Annotated in this window: 27 protein-coding genes; 11 read left to right on the forward strand and 16 right to left on the reverse strand. The window is 63.2% G+C overall.

Translation table 11 applies throughout. The features are described from left to right. Positions 1-15: 15 nt before the first annotated feature. The 4 genes from FHS03_RS07775 to purU form a co-directional block, all read right to left on the reverse strand. The gene (locus FHS03_RS07775) at positions 16-429 is read right to left on the reverse strand and encodes a DUF2946 domain-containing protein (RefSeq protein ID WP_183440428.1); all 414 of its coding nucleotides are present in this window, start codon (positions 427-429) and stop codon (positions 16-18) included. Between the two features lie 98 nt (positions 430-527). Next, positions 528-1,274, reverse strand: coding sequence for a M48 family metalloprotease (locus tag FHS03_RS07780; RefSeq protein WP_183440429.1), 747 nt, complete (start codon positions 1,272-1,274; stop codon positions 528-530). Positions 1,275-1,288: 14 nt separating this feature from the next. Next, entirely contained in the window at positions 1,289-1,825 is a 537-nt protein-coding gene (locus FHS03_RS07785) for a YaeQ family protein (RefSeq protein ID WP_183440430.1), read from the reverse strand. 21 nt (positions 1,826-1,846) lie between these two features. Continuing rightward, positions 1,847-2,716, reverse strand: a complete 870-nt coding sequence (purU, locus tag FHS03_RS07790) for a formyltetrahydrofolate deformylase (RefSeq protein ID WP_183440431.1) — start codon at positions 2,714-2,716, stop codon at positions 1,847-1,849. 135 nt (positions 2,717-2,851) lie between these two features. Here purU and FHS03_RS07795 point away from each other — a divergent pair, with 135 nt between their 5' ends. Continuing rightward, positions 2,852-3,874, forward strand: coding sequence for an NADP-dependent oxidoreductase (locus tag FHS03_RS07795; RefSeq protein ID WP_183440432.1), 1,023 nt, complete (start codon positions 2,852-2,854; stop codon positions 3,872-3,874). A gap of 111 nt (positions 3,875-3,985) precedes the next feature. Then, positions 3,986-4,345 carry a KGG domain-containing protein gene (locus FHS03_RS07800; RefSeq protein ID WP_221208070.1) on the forward strand — a complete coding sequence of 120 codons (360 nt, stop codon included), beginning with the start codon at positions 3,986-3,988 and terminating at the stop codon, positions 4,343-4,345. On the opposite strand, the gene FHS03_RS07805 is transcribed toward FHS03_RS07800, so the two are convergent. Next, positions 4,322-5,131, reverse strand: a complete 810-nt coding sequence (locus FHS03_RS07805) for an inositol monophosphatase family protein (protein ID WP_183440433.1) — start codon at positions 5,129-5,131, stop codon at positions 4,322-4,324. The genes FHS03_RS07800 and FHS03_RS07805 overlap by 24 nt on opposite strands. Before the next feature lie 95 nt (positions 5,132-5,226). Between FHS03_RS07805 and FHS03_RS07810 the strand changes: the two genes are divergently transcribed. Continuing rightward, positions 5,227-6,051 (forward strand): AraC family transcriptional regulator, encoded by an 825-nt coding sequence (locus FHS03_RS07810; protein ID WP_183440434.1) that lies wholly within the window; start codon positions 5,227-5,229, stop codon positions 6,049-6,051. Here the strand turns inward: FHS03_RS07810 and FHS03_RS07815 are convergent. Genes FHS03_RS07815 through modA form a run of 4 tightly spaced genes read right to left on the reverse strand, consistent with a single transcriptional unit; the run spans position 6,048 to position 8,971 of the window. Beyond that, positions 6,048-6,860, reverse strand: a complete 813-nt coding sequence (locus tag FHS03_RS07815) for a TOBE domain-containing protein (RefSeq protein WP_183440435.1) — start codon at positions 6,858-6,860, stop codon at positions 6,048-6,050. The genes FHS03_RS07810 and FHS03_RS07815 overlap by 4 nt on opposite strands. After that, the gene (locus FHS03_RS07820; protein WP_183440436.1) at positions 6,853-7,530 is read right to left on the reverse strand and encodes an ATP-binding cassette domain-containing protein; all 678 of its coding nucleotides are present in this window, start codon (positions 7,528-7,530) and stop codon (positions 6,853-6,855) included. The genes FHS03_RS07815 and FHS03_RS07820 overlap by 8 nt, the downstream gene beginning before the upstream one ends. An 11-nt stretch (positions 7,531-7,541) precedes the next feature. Further along, positions 7,542-8,213, reverse strand: a complete 672-nt coding sequence (modB, locus tag FHS03_RS07825; protein ID WP_183440437.1) for a molybdate ABC transporter permease subunit — start codon at positions 8,211-8,213, stop codon at positions 7,542-7,544. Between the two features lie 14 nt (positions 8,214-8,227). Continuing rightward, positions 8,228-8,971, reverse strand: a complete 744-nt coding sequence (gene modA / locus FHS03_RS07830; protein WP_183440438.1) for a molybdate ABC transporter substrate-binding protein — start codon at positions 8,969-8,971, stop codon at positions 8,228-8,230. A 136-nt stretch (positions 8,972-9,107) separates the two neighbouring features. On the opposite strand from modA, the gene FHS03_RS07835 reads away from it, so the two are divergent. From FHS03_RS07835 to cydX, 5 genes are read left to right on the forward strand one after another with little or no spacing between them, the layout of a single operon-like run. Further along, positions 9,108-9,740, forward strand: a complete 633-nt coding sequence (locus tag FHS03_RS07835; protein WP_229426100.1) for a GbsR/MarR family transcriptional regulator — start codon at positions 9,108-9,110, stop codon at positions 9,738-9,740. Continuing rightward, a complete protein-coding gene (gene cydP, locus FHS03_RS07840; RefSeq protein ID WP_183440440.1) occupies positions 9,737-9,937 on the forward strand; it encodes a cytochrome oxidase putative small subunit CydP in 201 nt (66 codons plus the stop codon). The genes FHS03_RS07835 and cydP overlap by 4 nt, the downstream gene beginning before the upstream one ends. Beyond that, positions 9,937-11,499 (forward strand): cytochrome ubiquinol oxidase subunit I, encoded by a 1,563-nt coding sequence (locus tag FHS03_RS07845; RefSeq protein ID WP_183440441.1) that lies wholly within the window; start codon positions 9,937-9,939, stop codon positions 11,497-11,499. Before cydP ends, FHS03_RS07845 begins: the two co-directional genes overlap by 1 nt. Before the next feature lie 9 nt (positions 11,500-11,508). Continuing rightward, complete coding sequence (gene cydB / locus FHS03_RS07850; protein WP_183440442.1) at positions 11,509-12,651, forward strand: cytochrome d ubiquinol oxidase subunit II; 1,143 nt, start codon at positions 11,509-11,511, stop codon at positions 12,649-12,651. Positions 12,652-12,663: 12 nt separating this feature from the next. Then, a complete protein-coding gene (cydX, locus tag FHS03_RS07855) occupies positions 12,664-12,819 on the forward strand; it encodes a cytochrome bd-I oxidase subunit CydX (RefSeq protein ID WP_176348711.1) in 156 nt (51 codons plus the stop codon). Here cydX and FHS03_RS07860 read toward each other — a convergent pair. After that, positions 12,816-13,679 (reverse strand): endonuclease, encoded by an 864-nt coding sequence (locus FHS03_RS07860; protein WP_183440443.1) that lies wholly within the window; start codon positions 13,677-13,679, stop codon positions 12,816-12,818. The two genes, cydX and FHS03_RS07860, sit on opposite strands and share 4 nt — an antisense overlap. 47 nt (positions 13,680-13,726) lie before the next feature. Between FHS03_RS07860 and FHS03_RS07865 the strand changes: the two genes are divergently transcribed. Further along, the gene (locus tag FHS03_RS07865; RefSeq protein ID WP_183440444.1) at positions 13,727-14,224 is read left to right on the forward strand and encodes a YgjP-like metallopeptidase domain-containing protein; all 498 of its coding nucleotides are present in this window, start codon (positions 13,727-13,729) and stop codon (positions 14,222-14,224) included. Between the two features lie 13 nt (positions 14,225-14,237). Here FHS03_RS07865 and FHS03_RS07870 read toward each other — a convergent pair whose 3' ends face one another. After that, positions 14,238-15,011 carry an Lcl C-terminal domain-containing protein gene (locus FHS03_RS07870; protein WP_183440445.1) on the reverse strand — a complete coding sequence of 258 codons (774 nt, stop codon included), beginning with the start codon at positions 15,009-15,011 and terminating at the stop codon, positions 14,238-14,240. Positions 15,012-15,255: 244 nt separating this feature from the next. On the opposite strand from FHS03_RS07870, the gene FHS03_RS07875 reads away from it, so the two are divergent. Beyond that, positions 15,256-15,456 (forward strand): hypothetical protein, encoded by a 201-nt coding sequence (locus FHS03_RS07875; RefSeq protein WP_183440446.1) that lies wholly within the window; start codon positions 15,256-15,258, stop codon positions 15,454-15,456. A gap of 216 nt (positions 15,457-15,672) precedes the next feature. Next, positions 15,673-17,328: a sensor domain-containing diguanylate cyclase gene (locus FHS03_RS07880; RefSeq protein WP_183440447.1), complete on the forward strand. Its 1,656-nt coding sequence runs from the start codon at positions 15,673-15,675 to the stop codon at positions 17,326-17,328. Positions 17,329-17,348: 20 nt separating this feature from the next. Here FHS03_RS07880 and FHS03_RS07885 read toward each other — a convergent pair whose 3' ends face one another. The 5 genes from FHS03_RS07885 to FHS03_RS07905 all read right to left on the reverse strand — a co-directional run bounded on the left by FHS03_RS07885 (position 17,349) and on the right by FHS03_RS07905 (position 23,265). Then, entirely contained in the window at positions 17,349-17,723 is a 375-nt protein-coding gene (locus tag FHS03_RS07885; protein WP_183440448.1) for a type II toxin-antitoxin system PemK/MazF family toxin, read from the reverse strand. Next, positions 17,720-18,259 carry an LOG family protein gene (locus FHS03_RS07890; RefSeq protein ID WP_183440556.1) on the reverse strand — a complete coding sequence of 180 codons (540 nt, stop codon included), beginning with the start codon at positions 18,257-18,259 and terminating at the stop codon, positions 17,720-17,722. Before FHS03_RS07890 ends, FHS03_RS07885 begins: the two co-directional genes overlap by 4 nt. Before the next feature lie 4 nt (positions 18,260-18,263). Further along, positions 18,264-18,929 (reverse strand): TetR/AcrR family transcriptional regulator, encoded by a 666-nt coding sequence (locus FHS03_RS07895; RefSeq protein WP_050408601.1) that lies wholly within the window; start codon positions 18,927-18,929, stop codon positions 18,264-18,266. 82 nt (positions 18,930-19,011) lie between these two features. Continuing rightward, positions 19,012-19,518 (reverse strand): phasin family protein, encoded by a 507-nt coding sequence (locus tag FHS03_RS07900; RefSeq protein WP_183440449.1) that lies wholly within the window; start codon positions 19,516-19,518, stop codon positions 19,012-19,014. Between the two features lie 114 nt (positions 19,519-19,632). Continuing rightward, positions 19,633-23,265 carry an EAL domain-containing protein gene (locus FHS03_RS07905; protein WP_183440450.1) on the reverse strand — a complete coding sequence of 1,211 codons (3,633 nt, stop codon included), beginning with the start codon at positions 23,263-23,265 and terminating at the stop codon, positions 19,633-19,635. Between the last annotated feature and the right edge of the window lie 63 nt (positions 23,266-23,328).

Genomic DNA, 23,328 nt, shown 5'->3' on the forward strand with positions numbered 1-23,328 from the left:
AGAACAGCGACATCATCACACAAGAACAGGAGGACCGCGCGGGATTGAGGCACGCCAGCCTTGCAGCGGCACAGGCGCGCGGTACAACATGAAGGGAAGAAGACGGTTGCCGTCGAGTTCAGCCAGCAGGGGCCGTTCGGCGGGCGGCGGAGCGAAGGAAGCGGCATGCGTGAAGCAGTAGCCGCAGTCCTCCATCGCCATTTTTTCGGTCTGGGCCGGGGTCTGCTTTTGCGGTTTGCTGCGGTCGGTCAGCGCCAGGAAGGTGGCGTAATCGAGTTCGCCGCTGCCGCTCAGGCGCTGGCCATCATTCAGACAGATTTCCCAGCTGCGCTGCTGGCCCTTGCACAGGGAGAGCGCGTGCGAGATCGACGGGGCGAGCGCGTTCAGCAGGATCGCGAAGCACGAGAGCCAGAGAGCACGACGCCACATTGTCGAATGTCGATACATGCGGCGATTATAGCCCAGGGTTTTGCCGCATACGGCCCGGCGTTTACCCGCCATATCAAGAAAATCGAAAAAAGATTGGACTAGCGAATGCCCGGCGGCTGCTCCAGCTGTTCGGCCAGCAGGCGCGCGGCCTGCCAGCGCCGCGCCGGCGCCGGATGGGCGAAGCTGTCCAGATACGGCGCGTAACTGTTGCGGCTCAACTTCTGGAAATAGCGCGCCAGCCTGGCGGCGGGCCAGCCGGCGCGCCAGGCCAGCTTCAAGCCTTCACGGTCGGCCTCCTCTTCCTGCTGCTGGTTCAAGGGGGCGAGCCGGCGCATCAGCCCCTGGTCATGGTCGACCGCGTGTTCCAGTTCGGCGAAGGGGCGCGCCGCCCATTGCGGGTCGAGGCGCAGCGCCTGCTCGAATTCGCGCAGATTGTGCAGCAGCACGGCGTGGGCGATTTCATGCGCCAGCAGCATGGCCAGTTCGGCATCGTTCAATTCCAGGCGGCGCGTGAATGCGCGGCTGAGCAGCAGCTTGCCGCCGGCCATGGCAAAGGCGTTTTCGTCGCCGTCGGGCGTGGTATGCCATTCCCAGGACCAGGCGGCGCTGACGGGATAGTCGCGCGCGGCCTGCGCCAGCAAGGGCTGCAGGATGCGTTCGACGCGGGCGTGGAAGGCGGAATCGGTATCGAGGCTGTGGGCGCGCCGCAGCTCGTCGATGCGCTCGCGGTACAGGCGGGCGGCGCCCTGCTCCACCTGCGCCTGGTCGAGGGCCAAGGCAGGCAGCGGCGCGCACAGGATGCACGACAGGGCAAGCAGGCGGGCCAGGAATGGAAGCTGGTCCATGGCCCGCCGCCGCATCAGGGCTTCAGGGTTTCGCGGTCGATCAGGACCGTCTGTTCGCCGTCGGTCAGCCAGATCTGGCCGTCCTGGATGGTGCATTGCAGCTGCATGCTGCGCTTGGCCATGCTTTCCAGCGCCAGCGTGGCGTCGGACGGCAGATTGATGACCGTGACGTTCTTGGCGCGGTCGACCTTGTTGGCGATCTGCTTCCACCAGATATGGCTGGTGGCGTTGTAGCAGTACACGATCACCTTGTCCGAGCGGCCCGCGCCCTTCAGGATGCGGCGGTCGTCCGGCTGGCCGACTTCGATCCACAGCTGGATGGCGTCGGTCAGGTCTTTTCGCCACAGGTCCGGCTCATCGACGTCGAACATGCCCTTGGTGAAGGTCAGCGCCTCGTCGGCATGGATGGCGAAAGCCAGCAGGCGCACCATCATGCGTTCGTCCGTTTCGGACGGGTGGCGCGCCAGGGTCAGCGTATGGGTGCCATAGTAGTTGCGGTCCATGTCCGCAATCGACAGTTCGGCTTTGTAAATTGTTGCTTTGAGTGCCATCTAGAAAACTATATATACGGTTTATTTAAATACCACGGTTTTGCTGCCGTTCTGCAGCACGCGATGCTCGACGAACCACTTCACGGCGCGCGCCAGCACCACGCATTCCACGTCGCGGCCGATGGCCGACAAGGTGGCGGCGTCCATCGAATGGTCGACGCGCTCCACATCCTGCTCGATGATCGGGCCTTCGTCCAGATCGCCGGTGACGAAATGGGCGGTGGCGCCGATCAGTTTCACGCCGCGGTGGTGCGCCTGGGCGTAAGGCTTGGCGCCCTTGAAGCTGGGCAGGAAGGAGTGGTGGATATTGATTGCCTTGCCTTTCAGGCGGGCGCACAGCGATGGCGACAGGATTTGCATATAGCGCGCCAGCACCACCAGATCGACCTGGTGCATGTCCATCAGTTCGATGATTTTCGCTTCCTGGGCCAGCTTCGCCGTCTCCGGCGCGCCGGTTGCCAGCGGCAGGTGGTGGAAGGGAATATTATAGCTGGCAGCCAGCTGGTAGAAGTCCATGTGGTTGGAGACGATGGCCGGGATTTCGACCGGCAGCAGACCGCTCTTGTAGCGGAACAGCAGATCGTTCAGGCAATGGCCGATTTTCGATACCATCAGCATCACGCGCGGCTTGTAGTGCGCGTCGTGCAGATCCCACTCCAGCTGCATGTCCCGCGCTAAGTCGGCGAAGGCGGCGCGCAGCGCCTCATCGCTGACGGCACTGTCTTCGCGCGAGAAGTGCACGCGCATGAAGAAACGATGCTCTTCCTGGTCGCCAAACTGGGCGGAGTCGATGATATTGCAGCCATGGTCGGCCAGGAATCCCGAGACGCGATGCACAATGCCGCGCTGGTCCTGGCAAGAAAGAGTCAAGATGTATTCCGGGTAGATCATGGTCGATTCCTATTAGGGGGTCAGTATTGTCGCACGAATAAGCTGCAGCGCAGCAAAAACAAAAAGTACGATCATGCCTTTCCGACAATTTGTGGTTTATAGTGCAGAGATAACACCTTTTTGAAGGGAATAACGATGACGACGACCTTGGAGAACCGGCAATTCCGGCTGGCGGCGCGCCCGGTGGGCATGTCGCAGGCCAGCGACTGGCAGCAGACGGTGGAGACCGTGCGCGAACTGGCGGACGGCGACATCCTGGTGCAAACGCTGTATCTCTCGCTCGACCCGGCCATGCGCGGCTGGATGAACGACGCCAAATCCTATATCCGGCCGGTGGCCATCGGCGAAGTAATGCGGGCCGGCGGCGTGGGTGTGGTGCTGGCTTCGCGCTCGGCCAAGTTCGCGGTGGGCGAGCATGTCTCGGGCGGCCTGGGCGTACAGCAGTACTGGATCGGCCAGGCCGAGGACAAGGCGGCTGCCTTCTACAAGATCGATCCCGAACTCGCGCCGCTGCCGACCTGGCTCAATACCCTGGGCATGCCGGGCATGACCGCCTATTTCGGCCTGACCGAGGTGGGCCAGCCGCGCGCCGGCGAAACGGTGGTGGTGTCCGGCGCGGCCGGCGCCGTGGGCCAGACCGTGGGCCAACTGGCCAGGCTGCTGGGCTGCCGCGCCGTGGGCATTGCCGGCGGCGCCGCCAAATGCGATTTCGTGGTCAAGGAGCTGGGCTTCGACGCCTGCATCGACTACAAGCAGGCTTCGGTGCGCGATGGCTTGAAGGAACACTGCCCGCAGGGCGTGGACGTGTACTTCGACAATGTCGGCGGCGACATCCTCGACACCGTGCTGACCCGCATCAACCGCAAGGCGCGCATCGTGATCTGCGGCGCCATTTCGCAGTACAACAATACTTCGCAGGTACAAGGCCCGGCCAACTACCTGTCGCTGCTGGTGAACCGCGCCCGCATGGAGGGCATGGTGGTGTTCGACTATGCCGACCGCTATCCGGTGGCCATGGCGGCCCTGGGCAAATGGCTACAGGAGGGCAAGATCAAGAGCCGCGAAGACGTGGTGCGCGGCCTGGAGAACTTCCCGCAGGCGCTGTCCATGCTGTTCGAGGGTAAGAACTTCGGCAAGCTGGTGTTGCAGCTCAGCTGATTTTTTCGCAACGAACGGAACTAAAGCCATCTTCCCCTCTCCAATCAGCAAACGGTTCCCTGCCGTTTGTCGCCCGCGGGCGATCCGATCAACGCGGACAAGGAGATGGAGATGGCTAACAATCAAGCCGGGCAAGGCGAGGGCAACAGCCAAAAGGCCGATCCCGCCAGCAGTCAGAAAAGCAACGCCAAGCGCGGCTTCGCCGCCATGGATGCCGCGCAGCAGCGCCAGATCGCCAGCAAGGGCGGCCAGGCGGCCCACCAGAAAGGCACGGCGCACGAATTCGACTCCGAGGAGGCGCGCCGCGCCGGACAGAAAGGCGGCGTGGCCGTGAGCCGCGACCGCGAACATATGGCCGCCATCGGCCGCAAGGGCGGCGAGAGCCGGCAGTCAGCCCAGCGCAATGCCAATGCCAATGCCAGCGGCGGCAACCGCCAGGCCGTGGATTCAGGCGGCAGCGAGACAGGATGAGCCGTTCAGCGTCAGCAGCAGGCTGGCGTGGGCGCCGGGCGGCGCCGCCACCAGGCTCCCGGAATGCGGATGGTAAGCCAGGCCTTCCACCGTGCTGGTGCGCCCGCCAGCCTCGCGCACCAGCAAGGCGGCGCCCGCGCAGTTGAAGCCATCCTCGCCATATTGCCAGAAACCGTCGAGACGGCCGCCAGCCACATAAGCCAGTTGCAAGGCCACCGAACCGAGATTGCGCACGGCGGTCGCCTCGGCCTGCACCGCGCTCAGCGCGCTGGCGGCCAGCGCCAGCATGCGCGGCTGGGCGCTGGCAAACGGCGGATGGTTGGTGGCCAGCACGCCATGGCGGTGGCTGCCGCCGCCACTAACGCCCATGCGGCGGCCATTCAGGAAGGCGCCCCGCCCTTCCACGGCATGGAACACCTCGCCATTCATCACATCGAAGACGGCGCAAAACACTGGTTCGCCATCGCGCAGCAGGGTCAGGCTCATGGCCCAGAACGGAATGCCGCGCAGGAATTGCAGCGCGCCGTCGATCGGATCGCATATCCAGCATTCGCCGTCAACCATGCGTGGGTCATCCTCGTCCCTTTCATCGCGCCAGGCGATATGGGGATAGAAAGCGCCCAGCTCCTGGCGGATCGCCTGCGCCGCGCCACCGTCGATGCGCTGGAAGGCTTCCATCATCTGTTCCGGCTCGGCGGCCGCCTGCAGCGCGCGGAAAGCGTCGCGCAATTCCTCACCGACCGAGCGTAGCAGACTCAGGATCACGTCCAGATCGATTTGTCTCATGATTGACTCCCTTGCTCGAAAGTCATAGATTGCCATGAGAAATTTTGTCCCGCTAACGGTAAAATGCCACTCAATATCTTGATCGGGCCAAAATCATGCCAGAGATCGACTACCAGGTCGCCCGGCTCAAAGGGGGCCACCGCATGTGCCTACTGGCCGAGTACGCCACGCCAGGGCAGAGCCACGAGGTGCACAGCCATCCGCAAGGCCAGCTTTACCTCGCCGTGCAAGGCTTGATCGTGGTGGAATCGACCGGCATGCGCTGCATGATGCCGCCCGGCCGCATGGGCTGGATTCCACCCTATGCGCCACACGGGGCCGTGGTGCACGGCAGCCCGAACAGCGATCTGGTTGGCTACAATATTTTTCTGGCGCCCGAGCTGTGCGGCAAGCTGCCCGAGCTGCCCGTGGTACTGCGTCCCAGTCCGCTGGCCCATGCCCTGATCGAGCGCATGGTGAGCTGGGAGGGCGGCGTGCCGCCGGACGAGAGCGGCTACCGCATCCTCGACGTGCTGATCGACGAGATCCAGCGCGCCGAAGCCGATCCGCTGCGCCTGACCATGCCCAACCATCCGCGCCTGCAGCAGATGGCGGCCGCCATCGCCGAGCATCCGGCCGACGAAACCGATCTGGATCGCTGGGCCGAGCGCCTGGGCCTGTCCCGCCGCAGCATCACGCGCCACTTCCGCGCCGAAACCGGCATGTCGGTGGTGGAGTGGCGGCAGACAGCGCGCCTGCAGAAAGGCGCGGAAATGCTGAACGCGGGCGAATCGGTGACGGCGGTGGCGCTGACCCTGGGTTATGACAGCGTCAGCAGCTTTATCGCCCTCTTCCGCCGCATGCTGGGCGTGACCCCGGCCCGCTTCGCGCGCGGCCCGGTCGACCCGGCGCAGGCCGAGCAGCAGGAGGCCGCCGCTTAACCGGGCACGCCGATGATGACGGCCGAAGCCTTGAACAGGGCGCTGGCCGGCATGCCCACTTCCAGCGCCAGCAATTCTTCGCTGTCGCGCGTGACGGTGGCGGCGATGGTGCCGCCGCCCGGCAAGGCGATGCTCACGTCCGAATTGACGGCGCCCGTTTGCAGGCGCGAGACCGTGCCGCACAGGCGGTTGCGCGCCGACAGTTTGGCCTCGCTGTCGCCGGTGGCGATGATGATGGAGGAAGCCTTGATCAGCGCAAAAGCGGCGCAGCCTTCGACCAGCCCCAGGCTGTCCGTGCTGTCGCGCGTGATGATGGCGATGATCTTCTGCCCGCCCACGATGTCCAGCGTGATTTCGTCGTTGACCGCGCCGCGCTTGATCACGCTGACGGTTCCTGCAAACTGGTTGCGCGCACTGGTTTTCATTCTCATGGTCTGGAGCAAAAGGAAATCGTCGGCCAGCGCATGCGACTGGCGGCTCAGGTGTTCGATGAACAGGCGGTGTTCGCGTTCGATCTGGCGGAAGTTCTCCACCAGCTGGGCGCCGCGCTTGGTCAGATGCGTGCCGCCGCCGCCCTTGCCGCCGGCCAGGCGTTCGACCAGGGGTTCGCCCGCCAGGTTGTTCATGGCGTCGATGGCGTCCCAGGCGGCTTTGTAGCTCATCTTGATGGCCTTGGCGGCCTTGGTGATGGAGCCGTGTTCGGCGATGGCGGCCAGCAGGGCCACCCGGTCCGGGCCGCCCAGGTGCTGGCCGCCCATGGTCATCCAGACCTCACCCTGCAATTCCAGTTGTCTTTCTTCGCTAGACATGGCGCTCCTCAATAATGGCGCCGTCCGACATGGTCAGGACATGGCCGCCGAAAGTGTTGGCATCGTCGGGGTCGTGCGTAATCAGCAGCATGGGAATGCCCAGGCGCTGCTGCAGCGCATCCAGCTCGGCGCGCATGCGCACGCGCAGGGCCGGATCGAGGGCGGCGAAAGGCTCGTCCAGCAGCAGCGCCGCCGGATTGGCAATCAGGGCGCGCGCCAGCGCGACGCGCTGCCGCTGTCCGCCCGAAAGCTGGGACGGCGGCTGGTGCGCCACGGCGCGCAGCTCGAAAGCGTCGAGCCAGTATTCGAGCGCCTCGGAATTGGCCGTGGGCTTGGGATTGAACCAGCCGCCCTGCATGCCAAAGGCGATATTCTGCCGCACATTCAGGTGCGGGAACAAGGCGTAGTCCTGGAACAGATAGGCCACGCGCCGTTTCTGCGGCGTGATATTGATCCCGGCCACGCTGTCGAACAGGCGCTTGCCCGCCAGCTCGATCACACCGCGGTCGGGATGCATGAGCCCAGCGACGGCTTTCAGCATCTGGCTCTTGCCCGCGCCGGAAGCGCCGTAGATCACGATGCGCCCGCTGTTGGACGTGAAGTTCGCCTTCAGCTTGAATTCGCGCTGGCCGGAGCGCAGGGTCTTTTCGATGTCGATATGGAAGTACATGTGCTCCTGCCTTATTGCTGCGGATTGCGGCTCGGCGTGAGACGGTTGGCCAGCACCAGCACGACCACGCAGGTGACGGAGGTGATCAGCACCAGCAGATTGGCGGTATCGTCCTGGCCTGCCTGCACCGCTTCATAGACCGCGATGGACAGGGTCTGCGTCTTGCCTGGAATGCTGCCCGCCACCATCAGCGTGGCGCCGAATTCGCCCATGGTGCGGGCGAAGGCCAGCAGCACGCCGGCCAGCACGCCGCGCCAGGCCAGCGGCAAAGTCACGCGCAGGAAGATGGCGAATTCGGAGACGCCCAGCACGCGCGCCGCCTGCTCCAGCTGCACATCCACCGTTTCAAAGGCGGAGCGCGCCGCCTTCAGCACCAGCGGAAAGGCGACGACGGCGGCCGCCAGCACCGCCGCCTGCCAGGTGAAGATCAGATTGATGCCGAAGCTGCTTTGCAGCCAGGCGCCCAGCGGCCCCTGGCGCCCGATCAGCACCAGCAGGTAGTAGCCCAGCACCGTGGGCGGCATCACCATCGGCAGCGTCAGCACGGCGTCCAGCAGGTCGCGCCCCGGAAAGCGGCAGCGCGCCAGCAGATAGCCGGCCGCCACGCCCAGCAACAGGTCCAACAACGTCGCCCACATCGCCACCTTGAGCGAAAGACCGAGCGCGGTCCATGCAGCATCCATCTAACAATCCTTGCTTATGGGCGGCCGAAACCGTATTTGGCGAGGATGGCCTGCCCCGTGGACGACAGCGTGAAATCGACGAACTGGCGCGCACCCTTGGCGTTGGCGGCGCCGCTCAGCGCGGAGATCGGATAAGTGACCGGAGTGTCGGTCGGCACGGTGAACTGCGCTTTCACTTTGTCCTTCTGTGCGCCGACGTCGGTGGCGTAGACGAAGCCCGCATCGACTTCGCCGCGCGCCACGTAGTCAAGGCTCTGGCGCACCGAGGCGCCGAAGATGAATTTGGTTTCCACGTTGGACCACACGCCGGCTTTTTCCAGCGCCTGCTTGGTGTAGCGGCCGATCGGCACGCTGGCCGGATTGCCGGTGGTGATGCGCTTGATGTCCGCGCCGCGCAGATCGCCCAGGTTTTTCAGCGCCAGGGGGCTGGTGGACGGCGTGATCAGCACCACGCTATTACTGACGAAATTGTGGCGGCTGCCGGCGGCCAGCAGCTTCATGCCCTCGGCCTTGTCCATGGCTTCCTGGTCGGCGGACGCGAAGACGTCGACCGGCGCCCCCTTGCTGATTTGCTGCACCAGGGCGTCGGACGCGGCGAAGTTCAGCAGAACCTTGTCGCCGGCATGGGCCGCTTCATAGGCCTGCGACAGCTCGCGGAACGCGTTGGTCAGACTGGCGGCAGCCGATACCGTGATGTCGGCCGCATTGGCCAGGCCGGCCGTGGCCAGCAGGGTAACAAGACACAATTTCTTCAACATGACTTTCCTCTCTGGAAACAAAAGCGCGATATAGCGAATTATATAGCGACTCAAATTTGCCTGTCACCAGCAGAAAATTGATTTAGATCCTATAATTTCAGAAAATCCTGAAAATTCATGAAAGATGAAAGGTAACATGAACAATCTGACGCCGCTCGCCCAAAAATTCATCCTGCACTTTGGCGAGATGGGTAGCCGCTGGGGCATCAACCGCACCGTGGGCCAGATTTACGCTCTGCTCTACGTCAGCGCGCGTCCCCTGAACGCCGACGAAATCGCCGAACATCTGGCCTTCTCGCGTTCGAATGTGTCGATGGGCCTGAAAGAGCTGCAATCCTGGCGCCTGGTTAAACTGCTGCACCAGCCGAACGACCGCCGCGAATACTTCGAACCGCCCAAGGACGTGTGGGACATCTTCAAAGCGCTGCTGGAAGAGCGCCGCCGGCGCGAGGTCGAACCCACCCTGTCCATGCTGCGCGAATCGCTGCTGGAAAATCCGGCCACCGATAGCGACCGCTACGCCCAGCAGCGCATGCGCGAGATGTATGAGCTGATCGAGCTGTCCAGCTCCTGGTTCGACGATGTGCAACGCCTCTCGCCCGACACCCTCGCCTCCCTGATGAAGATGGGCTCCACGGTCAAGAAGCTGCTCGACGTGGGCGACAGCGTACGCGGCAAACTCGGTTTCGGCCGTGGCGCCGAGGCGCAAGCCCAAGCCGATGATGCGGCCAGCCGCAGTGCTGGTGGCGGCGGTGGGGACCATCCATGAAGCCCCCCGGACGGTATTCGCTGGCCGTCGCCATCACGCTGGCGCTGATCGTCAAGGCCGCCATCCTGTACGGCTTATGGAAGGCCTTCTTCTCCGAGCCGCAAACCAAGAAAATGCGTCTGCCCACCGGGCAGGTTGAAAAACACCTGCTGCCGCCAGCCGCCCCCGTTCAAGCAATCCGCCCGAAAGGTGAATAATGACTTCCGTCGATGAAGTAGTCGCTTTGTCGCGCCTGCAGTTTGCTGCAACCGCGATGTATCACTTCCTGTTTGTGCCGCTGACGCTGGGGCTATCCTGGATTCTGGTGATCATGGAATCGGTCTATGTGATGACCGGCCGCGAAATCTATCGCGATATGACCAAATTCTGGGGCAAGCTGTTCGGCATCAATTTCGCCATGGGCGTGACCACCGGCATTACGCTGGAATTCCAGTTCGGCACCAACTGGGCTTACTACTCGCACTATGTGGGCGACATCTTCGGCACGCCGCTGGCGATCGAGGGCATGATGGCCTTCTTCCTCGAATCGACCTTCGTCGGCCTGTTCTTCTTCGGCTGGAATAAGCTCAGCAAGGTGCAACATTTGAGCGTGACCTTCCTCGTGGCGCTCGGCTCCAGCCTGTCGGCGCTGTGGATCCTGATCGCCAACGGTTGGATGAATAATCCTATCGGCGCAGAATTCAATTACGAGACCATGCGCATGGAGCTGACCAGCATCGGCGACGTCTTCTTCAACCCGGTCGGCCAGGTCAAGTTCGTGCACACCGTGGCGGCGGGCTATGTGACCGCGTCCATGTTCGTGCTGGGCGTGTCGGCCTTCTACCTGCTTAAGGCGCGCGATATTCCGTTCGCGCTGCGCTCCTTCGCCATCGCCGCCGGCTTTGGCCTCGCGTCCACCCTGTCCGTGATCGTGCTGGGCGACGAATCGGGCTACACGGCTGGCGAAGTGAACAAGGTCAAGCTGGCGGCCATCGAGGCGGAATGGGAAACCGAGCCAGCGCCGGCCGGCATCACCGTGGTCGGACTGCCGAACGACGAGCATGAGCGCACCGATTACGCCATCAAGATCCCCTATGTACTGGGCCTGATCGCCACCCGTTCCACCGACCAGGAAGTGGTGGGCATCAAAGATTTGAAGAAGGATCATGAAGTCCGCATCCGCAACGGCATGAAAGCATATGCCGCCCTGACCCGCTTGAAATCGGGCGACAAATCGGAAGAAGCCAAGCAAGCCTTCAAACAGGTGCAGCAAGACCTCGGTTATGGTTTGCTGCTGAAGAAGTACACCCCGAACGTGGTGGACGCCACCGAGGCGCAGATCAAGATGGCGGTCAACGATACGATTCCCAAAGTGGCGCCGCTGTTCTGGTCCTTCCGCGGCATGGTCTTCCTCGGCATGCTGTTCCTGTTCATCTTTAGCGCCTCGTTCTACTTCCTGGTGCGCAAGCGCCTGGCGCAGCAGCGCTGGTTGCTGAAACTGGCCGTGTTCGCGATTCCCCTGCCCTGGGTGGCGGCGGAACTGGGCTGGATCGTGGCCGAGTATGGACGCCAGCCATGGACCATCGCGGGCATCTTGCCCACGCATTTGTCGGCCTCGAACATCCAGCCGCAAAGCCTGTATTTCAGCCTGGCCGGCTTCGTCGGCTTCTACACCCTGCTGCTGGTGATCGAAATGACCTTGATGATCAAGTTCGCCCGTCTCGGTCCAAGCGCCCTGCACACAGGGAAGTACCACTGGGAACAACAGCCCGCGCAATAAGGAGCCATCATGCTATTCGACTATGAAACCTATAAAGTAATCTGGTGGTGCTTCGTCGGCGTGCTGCTGCTGGGCTTCGCGCTCACGGGCGGCTTCGACTTCGGCGTCGGCATGTCCCTGCCCTTCCTCGGCAAGAACGATGTCGAACGGCGCATCATGCTCAACACCGTCGGCCCGACCTGGGAAGGCAACCAGACCTGGTTCATCGCGGCGGGCGGCACGCTGTTCGCCGCCTGGCCCATGGTGTACGCGGCCGCCTTCTCCGGCATGTATATCGCGCTGATGGTCTGCCTGTTCGCGCTGTTCTTCCGGCCGGTGGGCTTCGACTACCGCAGCAAGCTGAAAGACCCGCGCTGGCGCAATGCCTGGGACTGGGGGCTGTTCGTGGGCGGTTTCGTGCCGCCGCTAATCTTCGGCGTCGCCTTCGGCAACCTGCTGCTGGGCGTACCCTTCCGCTATGACGAAATCCTGCGCCTGGAATACACTGGCACCTTCATTGGGCTGCTCAATCCCTTCGGCCTGCTGGCTGGCCTGCTGGCCGTCGCCATGCTGCTGATGCACGGCGCCACCTTCCTGCACCAGAAGGCCGACGGCGTGTTGGCCGAACGCGCGCGCAGCCTGGCCATGGTTGCCGCCGTGCTGGTAATCGTGCTGTTCGCGGCGGCCGGTTTCTGGGTCGCTTACGGCATCGAAGGCTACCGCATTGTCACCATGCCCGATCCGAATACGGCCTTCATGCCGCCCGCGAAAACGGTGGAACGCGCCGTCGGCGCGTGGATGGACAACTACAGCCGCTGGCCACTGAGCATAGCCCTGCCGCTGGCCGCCTTCGCCGGCGCCCTGCTGGTGATCGCCTTCAGCGCCGCGCGCCGCAGCCTGCTGGCCTTTCTCGCCAGCGGCTTGACGGTGGCCGGCATCATCCTGACGGCCGGCGTGGCAATGTTCCCCTTCGTGCTGCCCTCCTCGCTGCAGCCGGGCCACAGCCTGACCGCCTGGGACGGCGTTTCCAGCCACAAGACCCTGGGCGTGATGTTCTGGGTCGTGGCCCTGCTCTTGCCCATCATCGTGATGTACACCAGCTGGGTGTACCGCGTGGTGCGCGGCAAAGTCACCGAACAGCACATCCGCGACAACGAACATTCCGCTTACTGAAAGGAGCCGACTATGTGGTACTTCACCTGGATATTGGGCATCGGTCTGGCCCTGGCGCTGGCCATCATCAATGTGATGTGGCTGGAAGCGAATTACGCCTTCGGCCAGCGCGACGAGGAAACCACCCGCGCCAGCTTCGAGAACGCGCGCGCCGCCGAAAAGGACTAGCGCGGCAGCACCGTCAACCCTCCTTGCAACAGCGGCCGGACGAGGATCTGGTACACGTCCATATCGAAGCGCGCTACGGGCAGATTGGCGCGCAGCGCGTCTTTCTGCGGCTCGGGGCCGAGGTAGCACCAGCGGTCCACGCGCTGCACCTGGCGCAGGCCATCCGACTCTTCCACGATGCCGATCGCGCCTTCGTATGGCCAGCGCGCCAGACGCAAGGTCGCCAGCGCTTCGCGCAGGCGGGCGGCATGCGTCTCGGCACTCTCCTCGCCCGTGCAGGCGCCACGGCAACGCGCGATCTGGCGCGCGAAGCAGGAGCGGCCCTTGGCCACTTTTTCCAGACCCGTCACGGCGGGACACAGGCCGTGGCGTTCCACCAGTTCGCGCAAGGCTTCCAGCGCGGCGCGGCGGCTGCCGAACAGGCCATACAGACCGTCGGTGGTGGCGAAATCCACCTCATTGGCGAACACCACTTCGGGCGCCGGACCATCCAGGCTGAGGGAGCACATTTCGCGGAAGCGGCGCAGCTTCTGGTTGAACACCGGCTGATGCTGGCGCACCAGTTGCGCCTCGCGCAGCAGCGCGCCGATCTCGCCGCCGGTGCGTTCAAAGTCAATGAAGGCGGTGCGCGCCAGCATCTGCGACTCCTCCGCCGTGCGCAGATGGCTCAAGACGCGCAGGCGGATATTGATGCTCTTGCCGATGTAGATGGGCACGCCGTTCGCATCGCGGAAGAAGTACACGCCGGGCAGCGGCGGCAAGGCGTCGATGCAGTCGCGCGGAATATGGGCGGGATAGCTGAATTGGAGAATGGGATCGCTGCAAACCAGCAGGCCTACCGAATTGACATGGGTGCGCATGGCGTCATGATAGCGCTACAGTCCGCTTGTGGTACATTCACGCCTCCATGAAATACCTCAGCGCCTATTCCGAACAGACCCGTAGCCAGGTCGAACAGCTGCTTACCCAGGATCGCCTGGGCGAAGTCCTGCTGAAACGTTATCCAAAATCCCACGATGTGCGCACCGACCGCGCCCTGTACGACTATGTGCAGGAGCTGAAGAGCGAGTATCTGCGCAATGCGGACCCGATCAACAAGGTCGCTTTCGATAACAAGATCCACGTCATCAACCACGCCTTGGGACTGCATACCTCCATCTCGCGGGTCCAGGGCGGCAAGCTCAAAGCCAAGCACGAGATCCGCGTCGCCACCATGTTCAAAGACGTGCCGCTGGAATTCCTGCGCATGATCGCCGTGCACGAACTGGCCCACGTCAAGGAAAAGCAGCACGACAAGGCCTTCTACAAGCTGTGCACCTATATGGAACCGAACTACCACCAGTACGAATTCGACGTGCGCCTTTACCTGACTCAGCTCGATCATTCCGGCCAGCGCTTGTGGTGACGGATTTACCTGATTACGCAATCACCCTGCGCACGCAGCGCGCGTAACCTTCAAATTCGCGTTCAGTCTGATACGCGACACCCGTGTCGAAGTCTTTGCACCAGGCCTCGTTTTCGAGGTCGCCGGCCTCGTTCGACCAGTACCAGTTAGGCCTGAACGCGTCTTTCAGCGTCGCATACAACAAGATCTGCTCGCGCCGTCCCGGCAGGCTGTGACCCTGGCTGCCGGCCCATGCCAAGGCGGTCTCCCATGACTGGTGTACCAGCTCGCCGGCCTGCAGCAGCAGGTGATAATCCGCGCCGCCTTGGCCGCCGAGGACCAGGCCGGCGTACCGTTCGCCTTGTTGCAAGAGGATGGGGGACGCGGCCGATGGCGCGATGTCGACCCGGCGCACAGCGCAGGCGCGGCCGGAGTAGGTTTTGCGGTAATTGTATTGGGTGCCATTGTCGAAGTCGTGGCTCCATGCCATGCGCGGCAGGATGGCGTCCGCTTCCGATGACCAATACCATTGCGCAGGAAAAGCCTGGCGCAGGTTGGCGTGCAACAGGGCCAGTTCGCGGCGCGTCGGCAGACAGGCCCCGCGCTGTTCGGCCCAGTCGAGCGCGGCTTGCCAGGGCACAGCATCGGCATCGCCGGGCAGAAGAAACAGCTGGTAGCCAGCCGCGCCCTCCTCGCCCGGCACAATGCCTGCGAAGCGTTCGCCGGCAACGGAGCCCGCATCGCCATCCTCAACGATATAACCGGCATTTTCCGATTCAGCTTTCCGGCGGTCGGGTAATTGAGACATATGTAAGCAAGAGTGGCGGTGCCGCCATTATGCCTGCAAGGGCCGCCGCGTGGAGTGATCGCCCCTTTCCTCGCGCAAAGTGGTCTTATTGACAACTGAAAATTTACTAATTATCTTATGCTCGCGATGGCTTAATTCGGTAAAAAAGCTACTTTCGAGACATCGCTGCTATCGCTCCAAAGCTGTTTCACCTTGCTGCATAACATCACCAATTCATCATCATTCGATTCATAGGAGACAGACCATGAAGAAAAGTATTGCTTTGGGTGTACTGATGGCCGGCGTCATGCTGGGTGCTTTTGCCGCTGAAGAACGCTTCTACCAAATCCATATTTCGCAGAATGCTGGACCGTCATACTGCGGCGAAGTGTGGCCCGGCTCGCAATTCAACGGTGTCCGCCAGGGGAGTGGACCGTACTACTACATCGCCTGCATCAAATACTAATCGGCAAGCCAGCCCGGCGCTGCCGGGCTGAACTCAGCTGCTGACGTTGCCTTAAATCCACATTACTTCAGAGAATTCTGACATACAGCAAGGCACTGACTATACTGGCGCCATACGCCCTTACCCCGCGTCTCCCTTTCCGTTCCGGCCAAATCCCTCGCCGACCATAAACATGGCGCCGCATCGCGCGCCGCACTATTACATCACGAGGGATACATGGACCGGTTTGGCATCCGCACCACCTCTTTCAAATTCCGCATGACCGGCATGGTCGCCTGCTTTGCCTTTGCCGCTTCCGCCGGCGTGGCCACGATTGCCCTGGGTTTCGCCGAATCAGGCGTCAAAAATTTGCTGGGCGCGCAGGAAGTCTCCATGGTTGCCAGCGCCGCCGCCTACGTCGATCAGGATCTGGACGCCAAGCAGCAGCAGCTGAAAGCCGTCACCGAGCGCCTGCCCCTGGGCGACGCGCCCACCGCGGCGCGCCTGCAGACGCTGATCGAGGAACATGGCTCGCTGCGCGACATTTTCTTCAACGTGACGGTTTTCGATATGAGCGGCAAGCTGGTCGCCAACCTGAATGACCGGCGCGCGGTGGGTAGCATCAGTGTGGCCTCGCGCCCCTTCTTCCGCGACACCGTGCGCCTGCGCGAAGGCGTGATTTCGGCGCCGTTCCAAAGCCTGCTGTCGAACAAGCCGGTGGTGGTGGTCACGGAACCGATCACCGACATGCACGGCCGCCTGCTGTACGTGATCGCCGGCGCCATCGACTTGCAGCGCCCCAGCTTCGCCGGCCAGATCGACGCCATGTATAACGGCACCACGGCCCACCTGTTCATCATGAGCAGCGAGGGTGTGGTGATCTACCATCCCGACCGCTCGCGCATCCTGAGCCGGGTGGACGCGAGCAGCAAGGCCTGGGGACCGGAATTGGCCCATGCGCTGAAAGCCAGCACCGGCTGGTCGGAGGGATCGAGCATCAACGGCCCCGCGCTGATCGCCACCGAAAAGCTGCGCAAAACAGAATGGATCATCGGCGCCGCCTATCCGGTGCAGGAAGCCTTCGCGCCGCTGCTGTCCAGCCGCCATAAGGCGATGGCGGCAGCGGGCGTGGTCGCCGTGCTGGCCGCCCTGCTGGGCTGGTGGCTGACCTGGCGCATGCTGCGTCCCCTGAGTTTGCTGCGCAACCACGTCGCCCAGATCACGGCGGGCAACGAGAACATCGACGTCTTCAACGTCAAGACCCGCGACGAATTCGGGCAGCTCAGCCGCGCCTTCTACCGGCTGTCGATGCAGCGCCGCGCCGCCGAACACGATCTGCTGCGCATGGCCACCACCGACGCCCTGACCGGCGTGCATAACCGCCGCATGTTCGATGAAATCCTGCCGCAGGCGGTGGCGCGCGCCGGCCGCAACCGCAGCAATCTGGCGCTGGCCCTGCTCGACGTGGACTACTTCAAGACCATCAACGACACCATGGGCCATGCCGCCGGCGACGCCGTGCTGGTCGAATTCGCGCGCCGCCTGCGCAGCAGCGTGCGTCTGACCGACACGGTGGCGCGCCTGGCGGGCGACGAGTTTGTCATCATCTTCGAGCAGGTGGACGATACGGGAACGGTGTCCCAGCTGGGCGACAAAATTCTGGAAGCCATGCAGGCGCCCTTCCAGGTGGAGGGCAAAGCCCTGGTCGTCACCGCCAGCATCGGCATCGCCGTCACCACGCGCGCCGCCGCCGCGCCGCTGGAAATCCTGCGCGCCGCCGACCAGGCTCTGTACGGCGTCAAGGCCGCCGGCCGCAATGGCTTCGCCTTGAATACCGTGGGCCAGGAAAGAGTGGTCGCGATCGAACCGTCGCTGGAGGGACAGGCGGCGTAAATCAGCTTTTGCGGCCCTGATCAGCGCTGGAAGAAGGAGGCTTGCTGAAAGCGCAGGCCGGAGAGGATCTGCTCCACGCGTTCGGCGGACAGGGCGCCGATATAGCGGCCCAGGCGGGTTTTCTCCACGGCGGAGATTTGCGACACCAGCACGATGCTGGGCTTTTCCAAGCCGCCCTCGCCGACGTCGAGCAGTACATTGCCCGGTTCCTTGATGCGTTTCAGGTTGCTGCTCAAGGCGCAAACCACTACGCTGGCGATGCGTGAGCGGTTGAAGACATCGTCCTGCACCACGACATGCGGATGCGGAATGCCGGGAATCGCGCCACCCGTTTCGTCGGAGTCCAGCCAGTAGATGTCGCCACGGCGGATCTCGCGGGCGGCGCCGGAACTCATTTGGACTTGAGCCGTTCCAGCAAGGCGCGCGGGTCGGTGTCGATCTGCATCAAGGCCGCGTGCTGGGGGCGCACGAAGCCCTGGCCGCGCGCGTGTTCGATGAAATCCACCAGGCGGTCGTAATAGCCGCTCATGTTCAGCAGGCCGACCGGCTTGCTGTGGATGCCGATCTGCGCCCAGGTCAGCATCTCGAACAGTTCTTCCAGCGTGCCCAGGCCGCCCGGCATGGCGATGAAGCCGTCCGACAGCTCGGCCATCATGGCTTTGCGCTCGTGCATATCCTTGACGATGAACTGGCGCGTCAGGCCGTTGTGGGCCACTTCGCGTTCCACCAGCTTGGTCGGGATCACGCCCGTCACCTCGCCGCCAAGGCGCAGCACTTCATCGGCGATGATGCCCATCAGGCCCACATTGCCGCCGCCGTAGACCAGGGACATATTCTGTTCCACCAGCGCCGCCGCCAGGGCGCGCGCGCCTTCGGCGTAAAGCGGGTCGGCGCCGGCATTGGCGCCGCAATACACACATACGGTCTTGATCACGTTATTTGAGTTTCTTCAGATATTCTTCGGAGAGCTTCTGGAACAGCACACTGGTTTCGCCGCGCAGATAAGGACCGATCTGCGACAAGACCTGATAACAGCCGCGTGCCAGGGCGTCGGCCATCGATTGCTGCTCGCTGTATTTGCGCGGATTGCGCACATATTCGTAGGACAGCCAATACGTCGCCACCACCACCATATTCGTGGCCATGGCCTCGATGGCGTTATCGCTCGCTTCCAGCGAATTCTCGCTGCGCAGGTCGAAGCACAGCTGCTTGGCGACCTTGATCTTGTGCGCCAGGATCTGCTTGAAGTGCAGTTCCAGCTTGCGGTTGCGCGAGAGCAGATCGTTCAGGTCGCGGTAGAAGAAGCGGTAGCGCCAGATCAGCTCAAACATCAGGTGCAGGTAGAGCCACACGTCTTCGATGTTCGAGCGCCGTCCGTCCGGCACTTGCAGGATGCGTTCGATCTCCGCTTCAAACTGCACGAAAATCGAATTGACGATATCGTCCTTGTTGCGGAAATGGTAGTAGAGATTGCCGGGAGAGATATTCATCTCTTCGGCGATGACGGTGGTTGTTATATTCGGTTCGCCAAACTCATTGAACAGTCGCAGGGATAATTCCAGAATCCGTTCCCGAGTGCGGCGTGGCGCTTTTTGTAGCATAGCAGGCGTTCTCTATTATTTCTCCTGCAAGCATAACACCGATAGTGCCTATTCCAGAAGTTCCATTCCCCTTACCTTCTATTTAAGCAGGCTTTTTACGGGATTTTGAAGTCTTGATAATGGCCTTTTCCGCTTTTTTAACGGCAGGCTTTTTGGCCGCAGCGGAGGTTTTAACGGCTTTGACGGCAAATTCTGCCACCGGCGCAGCCTTTGTCCTGCTTTTCTTCGGCGCGGGCGCGCCAGCCTTCAAGGCTTCAATCTGGCCGCTTAATTCTTCGACGCGCGCGATCAGGGCGTCGATATCCTTGCGCATCGGGACGCCGATGGAGATCAGGGCGCGCGTGACGCGCTCTTCGAAGATCTGCTCCAGCCGGTCCCAGGAACCGTCCGCATGCCGGCCCACGCCATCGGACACGCTGCTCATGGTGTCGCGCACTTCGGCGGCCGGCGCCTTGGCCGGCTCGCGGCTACGCTTTTGCAGCTCGGCGAAAGCGCCAAGCCCAGCCTGCCAAACCTGCTGCGCCGAACGGCGCACGGCCTTGGCCATCTGCTCGTCGCTCATTACCGCCACCTTCGCTTTTTTTACCATTTGCCGCCCCCGCTCTGTCTTGTGCCGAAGCCCATTTTAGTAAGCAAAACTAGAACGGGGCTTCTAATGCAAGCCACTATGAGCGCTATTCATGCGCCCATGAGATCGGGTCATTCAGGCCGCAACTTGCTGGCTGCTGCCATGCAACTGGCCGTGCAGGCGGAAGCCTTCGCGGATATTCTCGCGCAGCACCGCGCCCTTCCACGGCTTGGTGTAGAAGCGGTCGATGGCGCCGTGGTTGATGGCGGCCATGATCGGCGTCAGGTCGGCGTAGGCCGAGAGCATGATGCGGAAGGTGTCCGGCGCCAGGTTCTTGACGCGCTCCATGAACTCGGTGCCGCTCATCAAGGGCATGCACTGGTCGCACAGGATCACCTGCACGCGGTGGCGCGCCAGGATGTCGAAGCCTTCGGCCGCCGTCTGCGCCGTCAGGATGCGGTAGCCGTCCTGCGACAGGAAGTCGCTCAGCACATCGAGCATGAAGGCGTCGTCGTCCACGATCAGTAAGGTTTGCTGTTCGACGATGCTTTCGTCCACCGGCGCCTGCAGGTATTTGCCTTCGGTGATCATCAGCTCGAATTCTTCTTCCGGCACCGGGCGGCTGAAATAATAGCCCTGCATCTCGTCGCAATCGTGGCGCCGCAGGTAGGACAGCTGGGCATCCTTTTCCACGCCTTCGGCGATCACTTTCAGCTTCATGCTGTGCGCCATATTGATGATGGCCAGCACGATGGCCGCGTCGTCGGGATTGCTGGTGACTTCGCGCACGAAGGCGATATCGATCTTGAGCTTGTCGATGGGGAAGCGCTTCAGATAGGCCAGCGAGGAATAGCCGGTGCCGAAATCGTCGATCGAAATCTTGATGCCGAGTGCCTTCAGGTTCTGCAGCACGGTGATGGTTTCCTCGGCGTTCGACATCAGCGAGCTTTCCGTCAGCTCCAGTTCCAGCAGCTCGGGCGCGATATCGTGCTCCTTGATGGCGCGCATCACCTCCTCTTCCAGGCCGCCGACGAAGAACTGGATGCCCGACACATTCACCGACAGCTGCACCTGGCCGGTGCGCGCCTTGCTCCACTTTGAAATCTTGCGGCAAGCTTCGTGGATCACCCAGGTGCCGACGCGCACGATCAGGCCCGTCTCTTCGAGCAGCGGGATGAACAGGGCCGGCGAGACCATGCCGTGGCCGGGACGTTTCCAGCGGATCAGCGCCTCGGCGCCGCTGATGCGGCCGGTGGCGATATGCACCTTGGGCTGGAAATACAGCGTGAATTCCTCGTTCTCGATGGCGCGCCGCAGCGCGTTCTCCATATCGAGCCGCGCCAGCGACTGCGCGTTCATCTCGGCCGTGAAGAAGCGGAAGGCGTCGCGCCCGGCCTCCTTGGCGCGGTACATGGCCGTGTCGGCGTACTGGATCAGGGTGTCGGGATCGGTGCCGTCGTCGGGATAGACCGAGATGCCGATGCTGGCCGTGACCGTGACTTCATGGCCTTTCAGGTCGAAGGGCTGGCGCATCGCTTCGCGGATCTTGTCGACCACGGCGATCGCGTTCTGCGCGCCTTCGGGCAGCATCAGGATGGCGGCGAATTCGTCGCCGCCGAAACGGCCGATGGTGTCGCGCACGCGCAGGCAATCGACCAGGCGGCTGGAGAACTGGCGCAGCAGCTCGTCGCCGATGGTGTGGCCGAGCGTATCGTTGATGTTCTTGAAGCGGTCCATATCGAGGAAGAGCACGGCCAGCGCCCAGCGGTGTTCGCCGGCCTGCTTGAGCGAGTGGCTCAACGAGTCGTAGAACTGGCTGCGGTTGGGCAGGCCGGTCAGCGTGTCGAAATGGGCCAGCTTGAGCAGGCGCTGCTCGGCTTCCTTGCGCTCGGTGATATCGCGCGCCACCGCCACCAGAATCCAGTTCTGCCCCGAACGCAGGGTGCGCCGCTGCACTTCCACCGACAGCGGCGAACCATCCTTGCGCTGCAGCAGCAGCTCGGCCATGGCCCCGCTCTGGTCGCCCGAGAGCAGCTTGTCGTACAGGTCTTCCAGCTGGGCCAGCGCCCCGCCCTGGCGCCGCTCCGGTCCCACGCGCAGGAAGTCCTCGCGCTCGTAGCCCAGCATGCGGCAAGCCGTGACGTTGACGTCGACGAAGCACTGGTTGGCGCGGTCGACCAGGAAAATGGCGTCGGCCGTGGCGTCCATCGCCAAGCGGAAGCGGCGCAAGTCTTCGTCGAGGCGGATGCGCGCGTTCATGTCCAGCTGGAGCTGGGCGTGGTGGCGCTTGATTTCCTCGTACAGCAGCAGGTTTTCGTAGGCGCCCGCGATCTGGGCCGAGACCGTCACGGCCACGCGCTCGTCGACTTCGCTGAACTCGGCGGCGCCCAGCTTGTCCACCAGGTACAGCCAGCCGTGGATGCGCTCATGCGAAATGATGGGCACGCCGAGGAAGGAGTGCACCGGCAGATGGCTGCCCGGCAGGCCCAGCGAGGAGGGATCGCCGCCGACGCTGCCGCTGCGCACCGGCTGCCGCGTTTCCAGCAAGGTGCCGAGGATGCCGGCGCGCGGCGACTGGATCAGCAGCTCACCCGACTGGTTGGCGCCGCAGCAGGCATAGTAGCTCAGCTCCCCCGCGCCCGGCGCCAGCACGCCGATGCAGGCGTATTTCGAGACGCAGATATTCTGCGCCACGCGGCAGCCGATCTCGATCAGGGCTTGCGGGTCGCGCTCGGCGCCCAGGTCGATGCCCAGCTCGATCAGCGCCGTCAGGCGCAGGCTGACCGCCTGCAAGCTCGATAGCGAGCGCGACAGCCGGTCCGTCATATTATTGAGGTGTTCCGGCTCGCCGTCCGACGCCTCGCCGCCCTGGTTGGCCAGCTGGGTGATCTGCAAGCTGCTCGACTCCAGCTCGCCCAGGTATTCGGCCACCGTATCGTCGATGCCCATCAGGCGCCCTTCGGCGGGCGGCTCGGGCACGAAGGCCGGCACCGTCTCCACGCTGTGCACCGTGCCCAGGGCCTCGTGCACGGTGCGCAGGATCACGTCCGGGTCGGACGGCTTGGGCAGCACCCAGCGCACGCCGCAGGCCTCGGCCACGGCCATCGCCTCGCGCTCGCGGTAGGTGGCGGTGTAGAAAATCACCGGCACGTCGGCCGTTTCCGGATGGCTGTGCATGCGGGTGACGAATTCATAGCCATCCATATTCGGCATCAGGATGTCGGAAATCACCAGGTCGGGGCGCTCGTTCTGCACCATCTTCAAGCCCTCGGCGCCATTGGCCGCCTCCAGCAGCCGGTGGCCGCTGTAGCCCAACAGGGTCAGCAGGAATTCGCGGTTCAGCACATGGTCGTCGACGATCAGGATGGTGGCCGTCTCATACGGCGCCGGGGGCTGGCCCGCCCCCGGCAAAAAAGACTCGATCTGGCTGACGAAGGTGTCCGGTTCGATGGGCTTGCCGATATAGCCGTCGAAGCCGGCCGCCAGCAGGCGCTCGCGGTCGCCCACCATGGCCAGGGCGGTGACGGCCAGGGCCGGAATGGTGCACAATTCGGGATCTTGCTTGAGCTCGGCCACCACGCCATAGCCGTCGAGCTTGGGCAGGTGCACGTCGCAGATGATGAGGTCGGGCCGCTCGCGGCGGGCCGCCGCCACCCCCTCCTCGCCGTCATGCGCCATCAGGGGCGTGTAGCCGAAGGCCCGCAGCAGATAGACCATCAGCTCCATATTGGTGGGATTGTCTTCGATGATGAGGATGCGCGCCGCCATTTGCACTCCTGATGAATTGCCCCGCGCCACGGGACGCCGAGCCGACATTAATTTTCCTCCAGT

It is taken from the genome of Pseudoduganella violacea (assembly GCF_014191875.1).
GTDB lineage: Bacteria > Pseudomonadota > Gammaproteobacteria > Burkholderiales > Burkholderiaceae_D > Rugamonas > Rugamonas violacea_A.